Genomic DNA, 14145 nt, shown 5'->3' on the forward strand with positions numbered 1-14145 from the left:
ATGTGGTTTTCGGCGTGCCGTCTCGCGGCCTCCTGAACGGCCATTTCAGGTGTGGCAACCGGACAGATGGGGTCTGTTATGTCGACGGCACGCGACGGCACGTGACGGCACACAAAAGGTCCACCTTCCGGAAATGTCACGAACATCACTGCACGTCGCCGACTACTCCGCGAAAGTTCATCTCCGCACGCATGATCTGCTCCGCACATATTCCGTAAGTCCATGCCGGAGCGCCATCACTTGTGTACATGCCGCGGCACATGCCCTTCAGCCGGACCGTCGTCGTCCCGCTATCGTCAGTGGCCCGCTCGGCCCAGAAATAGGCAATGCCCGACTCGTGAGGCGCTTCTGTCTCAATCGACGAATCGTTGAGGCGGCTGATCCGTGTTCTCGAATAAAGCTCCACATAAAGCCGCGTGCTATTCCAGATCTGATCGCATGCCGTGCGTGAACTACAGGTCACCCATGCCTGTTGCCGTGCCTCCTGAAGCTGCGTTTCGGTGTTCCGGAACGCAATCATCTGGTTTGCCGTGGTACAGGCCACAAGACTGGCTGCCATCAACAGGAACAAGGTCTTGAGCAGATCGATCGGCAGGTGCATGCATTTCATATCAGCTCGCTCAACGCACAATGTATGAATCGAGTTTTCGCGCTGACACTCGCCGGCGCAACAATGACTACCGGGAAAACAGCCGGACAGACGACACCATCCGGCTGCGGCATGGCCGAATAGTCCTGGTTCTTTATCGCTTGCCAGAGGGCCATATAACTATGTAAAGGACCACCCGCCTGCACATATCGTGGAAACCAGTCTACGTACAGGTTCGTCACCAGAATTGACCAAGGTCAACTGCGGTCAACAGCGCCGCGAACACCTCCAGGCTTGTCGCGGACATTGCTGCCAAGGGAGAAGTTGCCGAACTGGCAAGCGAGATCAACCGCCATCCGATGACGACGTTCTTTGTGTTCGGCACGCTGCCGCACTCGTTCGATTGACTCAGATCAATCACGGCGGTCATCGGAAAGCTACAGTCCTCTACGGAATATCTTGCTGCTTCGCACAATCCAGACGGGGCGCGGCAACAAGAATGCATCAAGTCCGTGCGCTGAAACACTTCGTCGGCACCTTGCGACCCTATAGAGGTCGTCGCATCGGGGACGCGTTCTATGCCAGCAGCGACCACGCCGATACCGCCGTTTCATCGTAAGCCAAGCGCCGTAGAACCCTGAGGAACCTGAAATGGACACCCGCTCCACGCCGGTCATCGCTGAAAATCCCACGCTTCTGGACAGGACTGCGGTATCCGCCACCCAATCCTTTCGTACGTTCGATCATGCAAAAGAAGCCATGATCGCGCGCATGACCGGGGGTTTGTCGCCCGCGTCTCTGCGAGCAGCGCTTGCCGACTGGCTGATTCATCTCGCGGAGGCGCCTGGCAAGCAACTGGAACTGGCCTCACTCTGCGCCCAGAACGCGCGGCGCATCGGCGAATACATGGTTCGGACCGCGCTCGGCTGCTACGCCCAGCCGTTGGCAGAACCGTCTGCGGGCGATAGCCGGTTTCTCGCCGAACCGTGGCAAACCGAACCTTACCGGTTCTGGCAACAGGCCTTTCTGTTGACCGAACAATGGTGGAATGTCGCGACCCGCAACGTGCCGGGCGCGACTCGCCATCATGAGGATGTCGTGTCGTTCAGCGCCCGCCAATTGCTCGATATGGTCGCGCCGACGAATTTCCCGTTCACCAATCCCGAGGTCTCGCAGCGTGCCGTTTCGACACTCGGCTTGAGCCTCATCGACGGGATGCGCAACGCATTCGACGACGCGGCCCGGCAAGCGGGCGGTCAGCCACCGGCAGGACTCGATCAGTTCAAGGTCGGGGTCAATCTCGCCGCCACGCCCGGCAAGGTCGTGTTTCGCAATCACCTGATCGAACTCATTCAATACAACCCCGCCACCAGCACGGTGCTGGCCGAGCCGGTCCTGATCGTGCCGGCGTGGATCATGAAGTACTACATCCTGGATCTCTCGCCGCACAACTCGCTGATTCGCTATCTCGTCGAACAGGGACACACGGTGTTCTGTATCTCATGGCGCAACGTGGATGCCGAAGACCGCGAACTCAGCCTCGAGGATTACCGGCAACTCGGCGTGATGGCGGCACTCGACGCCATCTCGGGCATCGTCCCGGATTGCAGGATTCATGCGACCGGCTATTGCCTCGGCGGTACTTTGCTGTCCATCGCTGCAGCAGCAATGGCGGGTTCGGGCGACGGCCGGCTGGCTTCGGTCACGCTATTTGCCGCGCAAACAGATTTCGCCGAGCCAGGCGAATTGCAGCTTTTCATCGACGACAGCGAAGTGTATTTCCTCGAAAGCATGATGTGGTCGCAGGGCTATCTTTCCGCCGGTCAGATGTCGGGGGCATTCCAGCTTCTGCAGTCGAACGACCTCATCTGGTCGCGTATCGTCCACGACTATTTGCTGGGCGAGCGCGCGCCGATGATCGACCTGATGGCGTGGAATGCCGATACCACGCGCATGCCGTACCGGATGCATTCCGAGTACCTGCGCCGTCTCTTCCTGAACAACGATCTGGCGTGCGGCCGGTATGAGGTCGACAACCGTCTGGTCTCGATCCGCAACATTCGCGCGCCGCTGTTCGTGGTCTCGACCGAGCGCGACCATATTGCACCGTGGCATTCGGTCTACAAGATCCACAACCTGTCGGACACCGAGATCACGTTCGTTCTCACCAGTGGCGGCCACAATGCCGGGATCGTCAGTGAGCCCGGGCACGCGCATCGCTATTTCCGGATCTACCGGACCGCGACGGACGATCTGCGCGTAAGCCCTGACGAATGGCTCGCTGCGAGTGCATCGCAGCAAGGCTCATGGTGGCCCGCGTGGACCGACTGGCTCAAGGCGCATTCCGGCCCGCAGCGCGTCGCGCCGCCCGCTGCCGCGTCCGATGCTGCGTCCGATGCCGCGTCCGATTCGCGCGGGGAGCCGCTCGGCGCTGCGCCCGGCACCTATGTCTTCCAGCACTGAGGAGCTCATATGGACGACATCCTGTTGCGCAATCGAACCTTCGACCAGCTTGAGATCGGCGAATCCGCATCGCTCGTCAAGCTCGCCGGACAAGACGACATCGACCTGTTTGCCGCCATGTCAGGCGATGTCAATCCGGCCCATACCGACGCTGCCTTTGCGTCGGGCGATCTGTTCGGACACGTGGTCGTGCAGGGAATGTGGACGGCCAGCCTCATTTCCGCCGTGCTCGGTACGAAACTGCCTGGTCCCGGCACCATCTACCTCGACCAGAATCTGCAATTCCGGCGTCCCGTCGTGCCAGGCGATGTCATCACCACCACGGTTACCGTGAGGGAGAAACGCGTCGAGAAGCACATCGTCCTGCTCGACACACGCTGCACCAACCAGAAGGACCAAGTCGTGCTGCTCGGCACCGCCACCGTGATCGCACCCGACGCGCCGGTCGTCTGGCCACGGACGCTCCGTCCGGATGTCGCGGTGCGCCGGCACGACCGGTACGCGGCATTCATTCGCGACGCACGATCGGGCCCCGCGTTACGCACGGCGATCGTGCATCCGTGTTCAGCGGATGCGATCAAGGCCGCCATCGAAGCACGCGATGAAGGCTTGCTCGATCTGCTCCTGATCGGCCCCGAAGCCAGGATCCGCGCGGCGGCTGAGGCCGCTCACGTCAGCCTCGACGGCGTGGACATCGAAGCCGTCGAACACAGCCATGCCGCTGCTGCCCGCGCGGTCGAGCTAGGCGCCGCCGGCAAGGTCGACGCGTTGATGAAGGGCAGCCTGCACTCTGACGAATTGCTTTCCGCAGTGGTTGCATCATCGTCGAACCTGCGAACCGGACGAAGGATCAGCCATGCCTATGCGATGGACGTGCCGGCGTATTCGAAGCCGCTGCTCGTCACGGATGCTGCCGTCAACATTGCGCCGTCACTGGAACAGAAACGCGATATCTGTCAGAACGCGATCGATCTTTTGCATGTGCTGGGCGTCGACGTGCCGCGCGTCGCCGTGCTGGCCGCCGAGGAAACGGTCAACCCCGGAATGCCGACGACGCTCGACGCCGCCGCGCTCACCGTCATGGCCGTGCGTGGACAAATCACCGGCGCCCTGGTCGATGGACCGCTGGCCTTTGACAACGCAATCAGTCTGGCCGCAGCACAAACCAAGGGCATCGCTTCGCCGGTAGCCGGTCAGGCGGATATCCTGCTCGTCCCCGATCTGGAAGCCGGCAACATGCTGGCCAAGCAATTGATGTATTTCGCCGGCGCCGACGCAGCGGGCCTCGTGCTCGGCGCACGCATTCCGATCATCCTCACCAGCCGCGCCGACAGCCTGCGCGTGCGTCTGGCTTCCGCCGCCCTCGCCAAGCTGGTGGCCGAACACAACTCACGAGGAGCTGTCCGGTCATGAGCACTCCGCTATTGCTTACGTTCAACCCGGGCTCGTCGACGATCAAGATCGGGTTGTTCAGCGTCGTCACCGGCAAAGCCACGAGAATCGGCCAGGGCCTGATCGATTTCCGGCATCAGCCGCTGCGGCTCCACCTCACCAATGGCGGCAAAACCAGCGAGATTCCCTTGCAAGCGGCTGTCACCGAAGATCTGCACGACGTGCTCGACGAGACGCTAGGATGGTTCGCCACGCACTTCCCGCTCGACGATCTCGTTTCGGTCGGGCATCGCGTCGTGCACGGCGGCGATCGCTTTGCCGGACCGGTTGCAATCGATGGCGACACGCTCGCGGCGATTGCAGAACTCGTGCCGCTCGCGCCCTTGCATCAACCGCAGAGTGTCCGGCTCATCCGCGCCATCCGGCATCTGCGGCCTCATCTCGTTCAGTCGGCATCCTTCGACACCGCGTTTCACCGCACGCAGACAGATCTCGTGCGCCGCTTTGCAATTCCGCGCGAGTTCTTCGACAAGGGTGTCAAGCGCTATGGTTTTCATGGCCTGTCCTATCAGTTCGTGATCGGCCAGCTCGCCCGTCAGTTTCCGGAACTCGCCAGCGGCAAGGTCGTTGCGGCGCACCTGGGCAGCGGTGCGAGCCTGTGCGCCTTCGAAGCTGGCAGGAGTTGCGACACGAGCATGGGTTTCTCGACGCTCGACGGCATTCCGATGGCCACCCGCTGCGGGGCACTCGACGCCGGTGTCGTGCTGCACCTGGTTGAGCAGCAGGGCCTCAGCATCAAGGATGTCGAGAAAATGCTGTACGAAAAGTCCGGCTTGCTCGGCGTCTCGGGTATCAGCGCCGATAGCCGTGAACTGCTGGCCAGTGGCCGGCCGGAGGCCCGCGAAGCCATGGAGCTGTTCGCGTTTCGTATTGCGGGCGAAACAGCGCGGCTCGCGACCAGCCTCGGCGGGCTGGATAGCCTCGTGTTCACGGCCGGAATCGGCGAACACCAGCCCGAGACACGCCGCGCGGTCTGCGAGCGGCTCGCGTGGTCAGGTGTCGAACTCGACCCCCAGGCGAACAACGGCAACGCACGTCTCATCAGCAGCGCCCGCAGCCGGGTGGCCGTGCTCGTACTGCCAACCGACGAAGAGCAGATCATCGCCAACGAGGCGGTTTCGGTACTCCATCAAGAGGAGGCGAAAACATGAAGCCGATCATCGATCTGGCCGGCAAACGTGGACTGGTCGTCGGCATTGCCAACGAGCACAGCATCGCCACGGGCTGCGCCACCGTGTTTCGCGCGGCCGGCGCAGAGCTGGCGGTCACGTACCTGAACGACAAGGCCGAGCCGTTTGTCCGTCCGGTCGCACAGGCGCTCGGGTCGTGCATCGTTTTGCCCTGCGACGTCCGCATTCCCGGGCAACTGGAAGCGGTATTCGAGCGGATCGAGAAAGACTGGGGGCGACTCGACTTCGTGCTCCATTCGATCGCCTTCGCGCCGGCCGGCGATCTGCACGCCAGTCTGGCTGACTGCTCGGCCGAAGGCTTCGCGCTCGCGATGGACGTTTCCTGCCACTCGTTCATCCGCATGGCCAGGCTCGCGCTGCCCCTCATGAGCGATGGCGGAAGCCTGATGACGGTGAGTTTTTACGGCGCCGAGCGCGCGGTCGAACACTACAACGTCATGGGTCCGGTGAAGGCAGCACTCGAGTCGAGCGTGCGTTATCTCGCTGCCGACCTGGCGGCACGCCGTATTCACGTTCACGCCATCTCCGCCGGCGCAGTCAGGACACGTGCCGCGACCGGCATCGACCACTTCGATGCGTTGCTCGACGACGTTCGTGCGCACACGCCGGCGCAGCATCTCATCACGATCGAGGAAATCGGCCGGATCGCTGCCGTCCTTGCTAGCGAGGCCGGTATGACGCTGACGGGCTCGACGATCTATGCAGATGCGGGCTTCCATGTAATGGCGTGACCATGATGGACGAATTCACCACCAAACTCACCACCACAAGCTCGCGGATTTTGCGGTAATCGATCTTGCGATACACGATCTTATGCCCTGAGAATCGCGTGCCTCGATCACGAGACTGCCGGATCGAGACACTTCGCGCTTGACCGTCTATATTCCCGGCATCACCGGGTAGGGTTCTGTATGGTCCTCCACCCGCTTCACTCCGGGAATACTTTCTGCCGCAACGCGAACAGCCTCGACTGCCTCCATCGAGTGAAAGATGCCCCACAGGTGCACGACACCGTCGTTCACGACAATGTTGCGTCCGGCGAAGGCCCATTTATGCCCGGCCAGTTCGCCCATTAGCGTCGCGCGAATATCCGCATCCGAGAGGACCACGTCCGCCGCCGGATCTTCGGGAATGCTGGCCAATGCCTGAACAAGATTGGCACGGCTGACGATACCGACAACCTGACCCGCCCTTGTCACGGGAACCCGCTTGATACGCCGGGTTTCCAGAATGCCGGCTACTTCGCTCAGCGGCGTGTCCTCACTCACCGAAACGACTTCGACGGTCATCACGTCCCGAACTTTCGGTGCATGCGTCTTGATGTAGTCCCTGGCGTCATCAGTCGACGAAAAAAACTCAAGCCACGACGGACGCCGGTGTGCGTCGGTACCGATCTCTACCCGGCGCAGCAGATCACCTTCGCTAATCATGCCCGCAATGTGTCCTTGCGCATCTATAACGGGTGCACCGCTGATCCCTTTATCGACAAAAATCTTCGCAACTTCGCGCACCGTCATGTCAGGCATGACGGATATTACGTTGCTGGTCATTACATCGGATGCACGCATAGCAAGTCTCCTGAACTGTCCCATTCCCGGTTTCCCCTACGGAGCCAGATCATCGCCGGGGCGTCGCACTGGCAGTGCAGTTGTCGGCCAGCTTGCACAGGCACGCCACCCAGGCACACGCGCGTTTCGTGGACGCCACGCGCAAGCGACGTGACAATCGACAAGCGATTTGGCTTCATGTTTATTCAGGTTATGCGCTGACGAGGTTCTGCCATTTGACATGGATCATTTCACGCGATTGAATTCGCTCGTGGAGATAGGTGTATTGGCAGCGGGGTGGCCCGCCAAATGCCCATTCAACGCAAGTTCGGCGCATGCTGTTCCCCCACCTGAATCGACAGCGTCTTCGACATCTTGAGCTGCACCCAGACCATGCCTTCGCGCAATCCGGCGAGCACCGCTTCACGCTCGGTCGGGAAAACACTGCTGTGTGTGAACTCGTGTTTGAAGACGCCCTTCGGCGTATTGTGGCTAAGCTGGATCGTGCAGTCGAAGCCGCCAGTCGTCTGATGCGTGACCGCCGATACCGACCAATCGCTGTTGCAGACATTACCCGAAAGTGCCATGAGCCACTCCTGATTTTTCGGCCGGGCAAAGCCCTCGCTGCGCCAGGACCACACGCCCGGCCCTCTCGGCAAGTTAGTCAACCGTCAGATTGTCGACGACCGCATGTACGCCCGGTGCCGACCATGCCGCCCCGCGCGCGGCCGACCGCTCGGCAAAGGAGTCGACCTTACCCGTCAGCGTAACCGTGCCTTCATGCACCTTGATGGTGATGTGTTTCGCTTCGCGTTCGGCATGACGCTGCAGTGCCTCGCTAATCTGATTGCCGATATCCTGCGCGGCAACCGCACCACCTATCCGCATCAGGTTCGACACGCCCGTCACGCCGCGCATGTTCGAAACGGTCCGCGTGGCGACGTAGCTGTGATAAGCACAATCCACCTCGCCGCTCAAGGTCACCCAGCCCCTCTCGACCTGAACCTTGACTGCGTCTTCATACAGGCCGACGGTCCAGCGCAAGATAGTGCGAACGGCGTTGGCGATGTCCTCATCGGTCCGTACGTCCGTATGCTGCAAGCGAATGTCCATCTCCACGACGACCGCTTTCACGCCGGCCACCCGTTGCGCGGCCTTTTCCGCCGCGAGTTTCTCGGCGTAGCTGGTCGGGTGTCCAGACAGCGTCACCACACGGTCGCGCACTTCGACGCCGATATCCGTGATGTCAACCGCCGGGTCCCACGCCAGTTCGTCCTCGACCTGCCGTTTCAATTCCGTGTCCGACTTCATTGCCTGCTCCTGAATAGCTTGAAAATACAGCCGCGCCTCTGCGTGCAACCACCGGTCTGACGTGGCGCCGAAGCGACGTGGTCTAGGCGACCTCAATGATGACCTTCAGTGCGTGCGTCTCGGCCGCGCGGCCGAATGTGTCGTAAGCGCTGGCGACATCCTCGAGCTGGAAGCGGTGTGTAATGAGTTTCGCCGGATCGATACGGCCGGCGCGAACGGTCTTGAGCAGCATCGGTGTGCTCACGGTATCGACGAGGCGCGTCGTAATCGCGATGTTGCGATCCCAAAGCTTTTCCAGATGCAGATCGGCCTTTACGCCGTGCACGCCGACATTCGCGATCACGCCACCGGGCGCGACGATCGCTTCGCACAATTCGAATGTCGCGGGTATGCCGACCGCCTCGATCGCACAATCGACACCGGTCTGCCCGGTCAGCTTCATCACTTCCGCGACCGGATCGACGTGGCCGATGTCGATACATGCAGTCGCACCGAAGCGGCTCGCGACTTCAAGACGGTTCGGATCGCGATCGATCATCACAATCTCTGCCGGCGAGTAAAACTGGGCCGTCAACAGTGCTGCAAGGCCAATCGGTCCCGCCCCGACGATCGCCACGGTGCTGCCGGGTTGCACCTTGCCGTTCAGAACACCACATTCGAAGCCTGTCGGCAGAATGTCCGACAGCATCACAAGCGCCTCTTCGTCGGCGCCGGCGGGAATCGGGTACAGACTGGTCTCGGCGTGCGGAATGCGCACATATTCGGATTGGGTGCCATCGATCTTGTTGCCGAGAATCCAGCCGCCGGTGGTGCAGTGCGAATACATGCCGCGCCGGCAATAATCGCATTTTCCGCACGACGAAATGCACGAAATCAAAACCCGGTCGCCGGGCTTGAACGACGACACCGCCGAGCCGACCTGCTGCACGATTCCGACCCCTTCATGGCCGAGAATGCGCCCCGGTTCACAGGTCGGCACATCTCCTTTCAGAATGTGCAGATCGGTGCCGCAAATCGTTGTGCGCGTCATTTTGACAATCGCATCGGTAGGAGCGACGAGTTGCGGAACGGGCCGCTCGTCCAGAGATTTCTTGCCAGGACCGTGATATACGAGTGCTTTCATGTGCTGCCTCCGTTGATCGAAACGAGCATGCTCAATAACGAACTTTAGGATGATGGACGCCGCGACGATTGATATGTATCAAGCGGCAAGCATCGTTCGAAGCGCGGCGCAAAGCGCAGCCCCGGCTGGACTATCACGCGGCGGCTTCGCAGAAAGCGGCATGCGCGCATGCAGAGCGCCGCCACACAATCGCTATGAGACCGGCATCTGCCGATGGTGCCCCTTATCGGACCATCGGGCACCATCGAACGGATTTCCGAAGGTCATCGCATATGCATGCCACCGTTGATCGCGAAATCCGCGCCGGTGACAAAACCCGCGTCGTCCGAACAGAGAAACGAAACAAGCGCCGCGATCTCGTCAGGTTGGCCGAGTCGGCCGACGGGTATTTGCGGCAGGATTCTGGCATCCATGACGTCCTGGGGAATCGCGGCGGTCATCGCAGTCGCCAGATAGCCGGGCGACACCGTGTTGACCGTCACGCCATGCTTCGCGACCTCCAGTGCCAGTGACATCGTGAACCCGTGAATGCCGGCCTTGGCCGCGGCATAGTTCGTCTGACCGAACGCGCCGCGGGCGCCGTTTACCGAACCGATGTTGACGACGCGTCCAAACCTTTGCTCGACCATCCCCTTTAGCAAGGGCTTGGTCATGTTGAACAGTGAATCGAGATCGGTGCGCAGTACCGCATCCCAGTCGTCCTTGTTCATCTTCGCAAAGGTCGAATCGCGCGTGATGCCGGCATTGTTGACGAGAATGTCCACCGAACCAAATTCGTTCAGGACACGCTCGGCGCAATGTGCGCACGAGTCGAAACTGGTCACGTCTGCTTCGTAGGCATGAAAGCGGCGGCCGGTGTCGCGTTCGTGCATCAGCCAGGTGGCAACGTGATCGTTTCGCTCGGAATGCGACATGGCAACGATCATGCCGGCATCGTGCAAACGCCGACTGATGGCAGCGCCGAGCCCGCCCATTCCTCCGGTGACAAAAGCAACTCGCTTAGCCGACATGGTGTTCTCCTTGCACTGAACCGTTGAGTTTCGCAAACGACGCCGCCGCCAGCAGCGCACGCCCTTCCGGCGCGCCCAGCGCTGCTTCGCGAGTGGATCTCATTGCGGCGAGATCGCGTTTGATGCGAAGCATTTCGAACTCGCATGCTTGTTGCCGGAATTCGTGTCCGAAGCAGAGCATCCGGAGTGCGAATTCAAGCTTCGCTCGATACGCATCAAACGGCGTGGTGAATTCGTTTGCCATGGTGTCCCTCCAGTCGTGTCCATGAATTGCGTATGCTGCGCGCGGTTATCTCGCGGTCAAGTTCCTGGCAGCAGTCCGTTCAATCTACTCGACGCTCACGGAGACCAATTGATGTGTATCAAGCGCGTGGCCGGCCGGGTGAGCATCTGTTCCCAGGCAGGCCGCAACAGTGCGCGATGTATAACTAACGGCATGATTGAATAATCGGCACAAACGGCGCGGAGCAATTGAGTAGCGTCAACGCATTGAGGTGAATTCCGTGTGGATGCGCCAGCGGTACACGCATCACGCTGCCCGCGTCGATCCATGGGGATCAGTCGTGTGCGCCGGAGGTTGGATCTCGCTCGGCGGAAACTTCATCGGCGTGCGCTTTGGCGCTCAGGCTGCATACTTCCCGGCGCAGCGAGGCGATTTCCGCTTGCAAGGTCTTGATGTCCCGATGCATCTCACGGCGCAGCAAACGCTCGTCCTGTTCGACAAAGACGGCTGCAATGCTGGCGAATACCAGCGACAGCAGACCATAGCCGAGCAATACGACGAAAGCGGCAAAAACGCGCGATGCCGGAGTAGTCGGCGCCATATCTCCGTACCCCACTGTTGCGCTGCTTTCGAATGCGAGCCAGACGCCCTCAGCGTAGGTGTGCACACCCGGTTCGAGCCAGTAAAACCCGGCTCCCGCCGAGGCAAGCAGAGCCGCTGCCGTTGCCAGCAGCAGAAACAATCGGTTGGGCGAAAAGAATCCGCGCAGCGACACCACTATTCGCACCGCCACCAGGCCCATGAACAGAATGCGCAGAACCCACTCGAGTGACGACCAGGAGGCGACGCCCCACGCGACGCTGGCCGCGGCGCCAAGCGCGATCAGAATGTCGTAGCGGTTTCGCATGAGGAACCGCCGCGGTTTGCGGCTCAGACGCGCCATCCAGCCCAGCGAAGCGACGAAACCGGCCACCATGCACACATATAGCGCCCGGCCCATCTGATGAAGCAGGGGCGAATCAACAGCCAGTTCGAGATAAAAAGCGGGAATGGCGAGCAGACAGGCGCCGAACAGAATCCACTGCAACCAACGCCATGTGCGCACCGCCTGCACGTTGTCATGCGGATCGACACCGCCCAAGCCGGCTACGCGAAAACCATCGTTCATTTCGCCACCGCCTCCGAGGTTACGACGCTCAATTGCGACGCCAATCCCATCCCGCGCCCGTCCATGACATCGCGGCGGCGGTAATCGGGATGACGCCACTTGCTGCTCCAGCGTATGAGCTCGGCCCCGGCCGGCTTTGATACGGATCATAAGGTTGCGAGATGTGCCTAAACAACGCCCGCAAACGCCCGCAGCACACGAACCGGATCGCGCGATGTAAGGCTATCGGGTGCACGCCGATGGCCGATGCTTGATCCAACGCAACCGGAACGCCGGCGCGGCGGGTATGTTGGATCAACGTCCGGCATGCGCATACGGGCAGCCCGCGACATTCGGATGGCGACGAACATTAAAAGGAATATCGACGTGCAAAATTCTGACCAGATTCCCGAACGGTCCCTGAAGGCGGAAGTCGACTGCCATGATGCGGAGGACGGCAAGTTTTACCTCGTCGGCGGCGGCATCGCTTCGTTGGCGGCCGCAGCCTTCCTGATTCGCGACGGCCATGCGCGCGGCTGCGACATCACGATTCTGGAAGCGCTCGACAAGCCAGGCGGCAGCCTCGACGGCGCGGGTTCGGCGGAAAGCGGCTACGTCGTACGCGGCGGCCGTATGCTCGAAAGCAAGTATCTGTGCACCTATGAGCTGTTCTCGTCCATACCGACTCTGGACGGCAGCAAAAGCGTGACGCAGGAGATATTCGAATGGAACGAAACCATCAGCACCTCGTCCAGGTCGCGGCTCGTCAGAAACGGCAAACGTGAAGATGCGCCCGCTTACGAGCTCGGCGAAAAACATCTGCTGACGCTCGGCCGACTCTCAATCGAACCCGAAATCATGCTCGGCAACAGCCGGATAGCCGATCACTTCGATACCTCTTTCTTCGAAACAAATTTCTGGCTGATGTGGTGTACAACGTTCGCGTTCCAACCGTGGCATAGCGCGGTCGAGTTTCGACGCTATCTCCTGCGCTTCGCGCATATGTCCTCCGGATTCAACCAGCTGCACGGCATCATGCGCACAGTCTATAACCAGTACGACTCGATGATCCGACCGCTGCGCCACTGGCTGGACGAGCATGGCGTTGCGTTCCAGCCTCGCACCCGGGTCACCGATCTGCTGTTCGACGAAAGTGGCGCGGAAAACCGGGTCCGCGGCATCGTCTGCGAAACCGCACATCGGCGTCTGGAGATACCGGTCGGAGCAGCAGACAAGGTCATCGTCACGCTCGGATCGATGACCGCGGGCTCCAGCCTTGGCAGCATGGATCATCCCGCCTCTTTGAATACCGCCGACAGTACGGGCGCCTGGCCCCTGTGGAAAACGATCGCTGCGGGGCGCCCCGAGTTCGGCCACCCGTCTGTTTTCGCGGACCATATCGACGAGTCGAAGTGGCTGTCGTTCACCGTGACATTGCATGACCCGGTGCTGTTCCGGCTGATCCGCGACCTGACCGGCAATGTGCCGGGTGAAGGCGGCCTGGTTACGTTTGCCGAGTCGAGCTGGCTCGCGTCCATCGTGTTGCCGCATCAGCCGCATTTCATCGGTCAACCAGCGGACGTGCAGGTGCTGTGGGGTTACGGCTTGCGGGTCGACCAGCCCGGCGACTTCGTCGGAAAACCCATGTCGGCATGCACCGGCCGCGAAATTCTGACTGAAATCCTTGGCCATTTACGGATCGAAGCAGAGGCATCGCGCATTCTCGAACACGCCAACTGCATTCCCTGTCTGATGCCGTTCATCACAAGCCAGTTCATGCCGCGCCGCAAGGGCGACCGGCCGGACGTAATGCCTGACGGCTGGCAAAATCTTGCGTTCACGGGGCAATTCTGCGAGCTGCCCGACGACGTCGTCTTCACCGTCGAATACTCGATCCGTTCAGCGCAGAATGCGGTGTACGCGCTACTCGGACTCGATCTCGCGGCGCCGGCCGTCTACAAAGGCCAGCATGACCCACGGGTTGTGTACAGGGCGTTTTCAACCTTGCGCGACCACTAGCGGCCGCGATACTGCTTCCCGCCGGAATCCCGCGGCAAGGTGCGCCGCTTTCGAAGAAAACCGTGTCAGCA

At 60.9% G+C, this 14145-nt stretch carries 14 protein-coding genes; 5 read left to right on the forward strand and 9 right to left on the reverse strand.

The genetic code is table 11. The features are described 5' to 3' along the window. Window positions 1-145: 145 nt before the first annotated feature. Complete coding sequence (locus ACOSV0_RS30745) at window positions 146-610, reverse strand: hypothetical protein (protein WP_434111025.1); 465 nt, start codon at window positions 608-610, stop codon at window positions 146-148. 217 nt (window positions 611-827) lie between these two features. Beyond that, window positions 828-1019, reverse strand: a complete 192-nt coding sequence (locus ACOSV0_RS30750) for a hypothetical protein (protein ID WP_434111027.1) — start codon at window positions 1017-1019, stop codon at window positions 828-830. A 221-nt stretch (window positions 1020-1240) separates the two neighbouring features. Here ACOSV0_RS30750 and ACOSV0_RS30755 point away from each other — a divergent pair, with 221 nt between their 5' ends. From ACOSV0_RS30755 to fabI, 4 genes are read left to right on the forward strand one after another with little or no spacing between them, the layout of a single operon-like run. Continuing rightward, window positions 1241-3052 (forward strand): PHA/PHB synthase family protein, encoded by a 1812-nt coding sequence (locus tag ACOSV0_RS30755; RefSeq protein WP_434111028.1) that lies wholly within the window; start codon window positions 1241-1243, stop codon window positions 3050-3052. A gap of 9 nt (window positions 3053-3061) precedes the next feature. Beyond that, entirely contained in the window at window positions 3062-4465 is a 1404-nt protein-coding gene (locus tag ACOSV0_RS30760; protein WP_434111030.1) for a bifunctional enoyl-CoA hydratase/phosphate acetyltransferase, read from the forward strand. Then, on the forward strand, window positions 4462-5655 hold the full coding sequence (locus ACOSV0_RS30765; RefSeq protein WP_434111032.1) for an acetate/propionate family kinase: 1194 nt from the start codon (window positions 4462-4464) through the stop codon (window positions 5653-5655). The genes ACOSV0_RS30760 and ACOSV0_RS30765 overlap by 4 nt, the downstream gene beginning before the upstream one ends. A gap of 8 nt (window positions 5656-5663) precedes the next feature. Further along, on the forward strand, window positions 5664-6425 hold the full coding sequence (gene fabI / locus ACOSV0_RS30770) for an enoyl-ACP reductase FabI (protein WP_434115916.1): 762 nt from the start codon (window positions 5664-5666) through the stop codon (window positions 6423-6425). Between the two features lie 147 nt (window positions 6426-6572). Here the strand turns inward: fabI and ACOSV0_RS30775 are convergent, their stop codons facing one another. From ACOSV0_RS30775 to ACOSV0_RS30805, 7 genes are all read right to left on the reverse strand, one after another. Then, window positions 6573-7262, reverse strand: a complete 690-nt coding sequence (locus ACOSV0_RS30775; RefSeq protein WP_434111034.1) for a CBS domain-containing protein — start codon at window positions 7260-7262, stop codon at window positions 6573-6575. Between the two features lie 296 nt (window positions 7263-7558). Then, on the reverse strand, window positions 7559-7828 hold the full coding sequence (locus tag ACOSV0_RS30780) for a UDP-glucose 4-epimerase (protein ID WP_434111036.1): 270 nt from the start codon (window positions 7826-7828) through the stop codon (window positions 7559-7561). Between the two features lie 73 nt (window positions 7829-7901). After that, the gene (locus ACOSV0_RS30785; protein WP_434111038.1) at window positions 7902-8552 is read right to left on the reverse strand and encodes a BON domain-containing protein; all 651 of its coding nucleotides are present in this window, start codon (window positions 8550-8552) and stop codon (window positions 7902-7904) included. A gap of 82 nt (window positions 8553-8634) precedes the next feature. Beyond that, window positions 8635-9675: a zinc-dependent alcohol dehydrogenase family protein gene (locus ACOSV0_RS30790; RefSeq protein ID WP_434111040.1), complete on the reverse strand. Its 1041-nt coding sequence runs from the start codon at window positions 9673-9675 to the stop codon at window positions 8635-8637. A 263-nt stretch (window positions 9676-9938) separates the two neighbouring features. Next, the gene (locus ACOSV0_RS30795; RefSeq protein WP_434111042.1) at window positions 9939-10685 is read right to left on the reverse strand and encodes a beta-ketoacyl-ACP reductase; all 747 of its coding nucleotides are present in this window, start codon (window positions 10683-10685) and stop codon (window positions 9939-9941) included. Then, window positions 10675-10929: a hypothetical protein gene (locus tag ACOSV0_RS30800; protein WP_434111044.1), complete on the reverse strand. Its 255-nt coding sequence runs from the start codon at window positions 10927-10929 to the stop codon at window positions 10675-10677. Before ACOSV0_RS30800 ends, ACOSV0_RS30795 begins: the two co-directional genes overlap by 11 nt. A gap of 313 nt (window positions 10930-11242) precedes the next feature. Then, window positions 11243-12076, reverse strand: a complete 834-nt coding sequence (locus ACOSV0_RS30805; RefSeq protein WP_434111045.1) for a potassium channel family protein — start codon at window positions 12074-12076, stop codon at window positions 11243-11245. 384 nt (window positions 12077-12460) lie between these two features. On the opposite strand from ACOSV0_RS30805, the gene ACOSV0_RS30810 reads away from it, so the two are divergent. After that, window positions 12461-14074, forward strand: a complete 1614-nt coding sequence (locus ACOSV0_RS30810) for an oleate hydratase (protein WP_434115918.1) — start codon at window positions 12461-12463, stop codon at window positions 14072-14074. The last annotated feature ends 71 nt before the right edge of the window (window positions 14075-14145 follow it).

The sequence above is a fragment of the Paraburkholderia caffeinilytica genome, from assembly GCF_051027425.1.
Taxonomy (GTDB): domain Bacteria; phylum Pseudomonadota; class Gammaproteobacteria; order Burkholderiales; family Burkholderiaceae; genus Paraburkholderia; species Paraburkholderia caffeinilytica_A.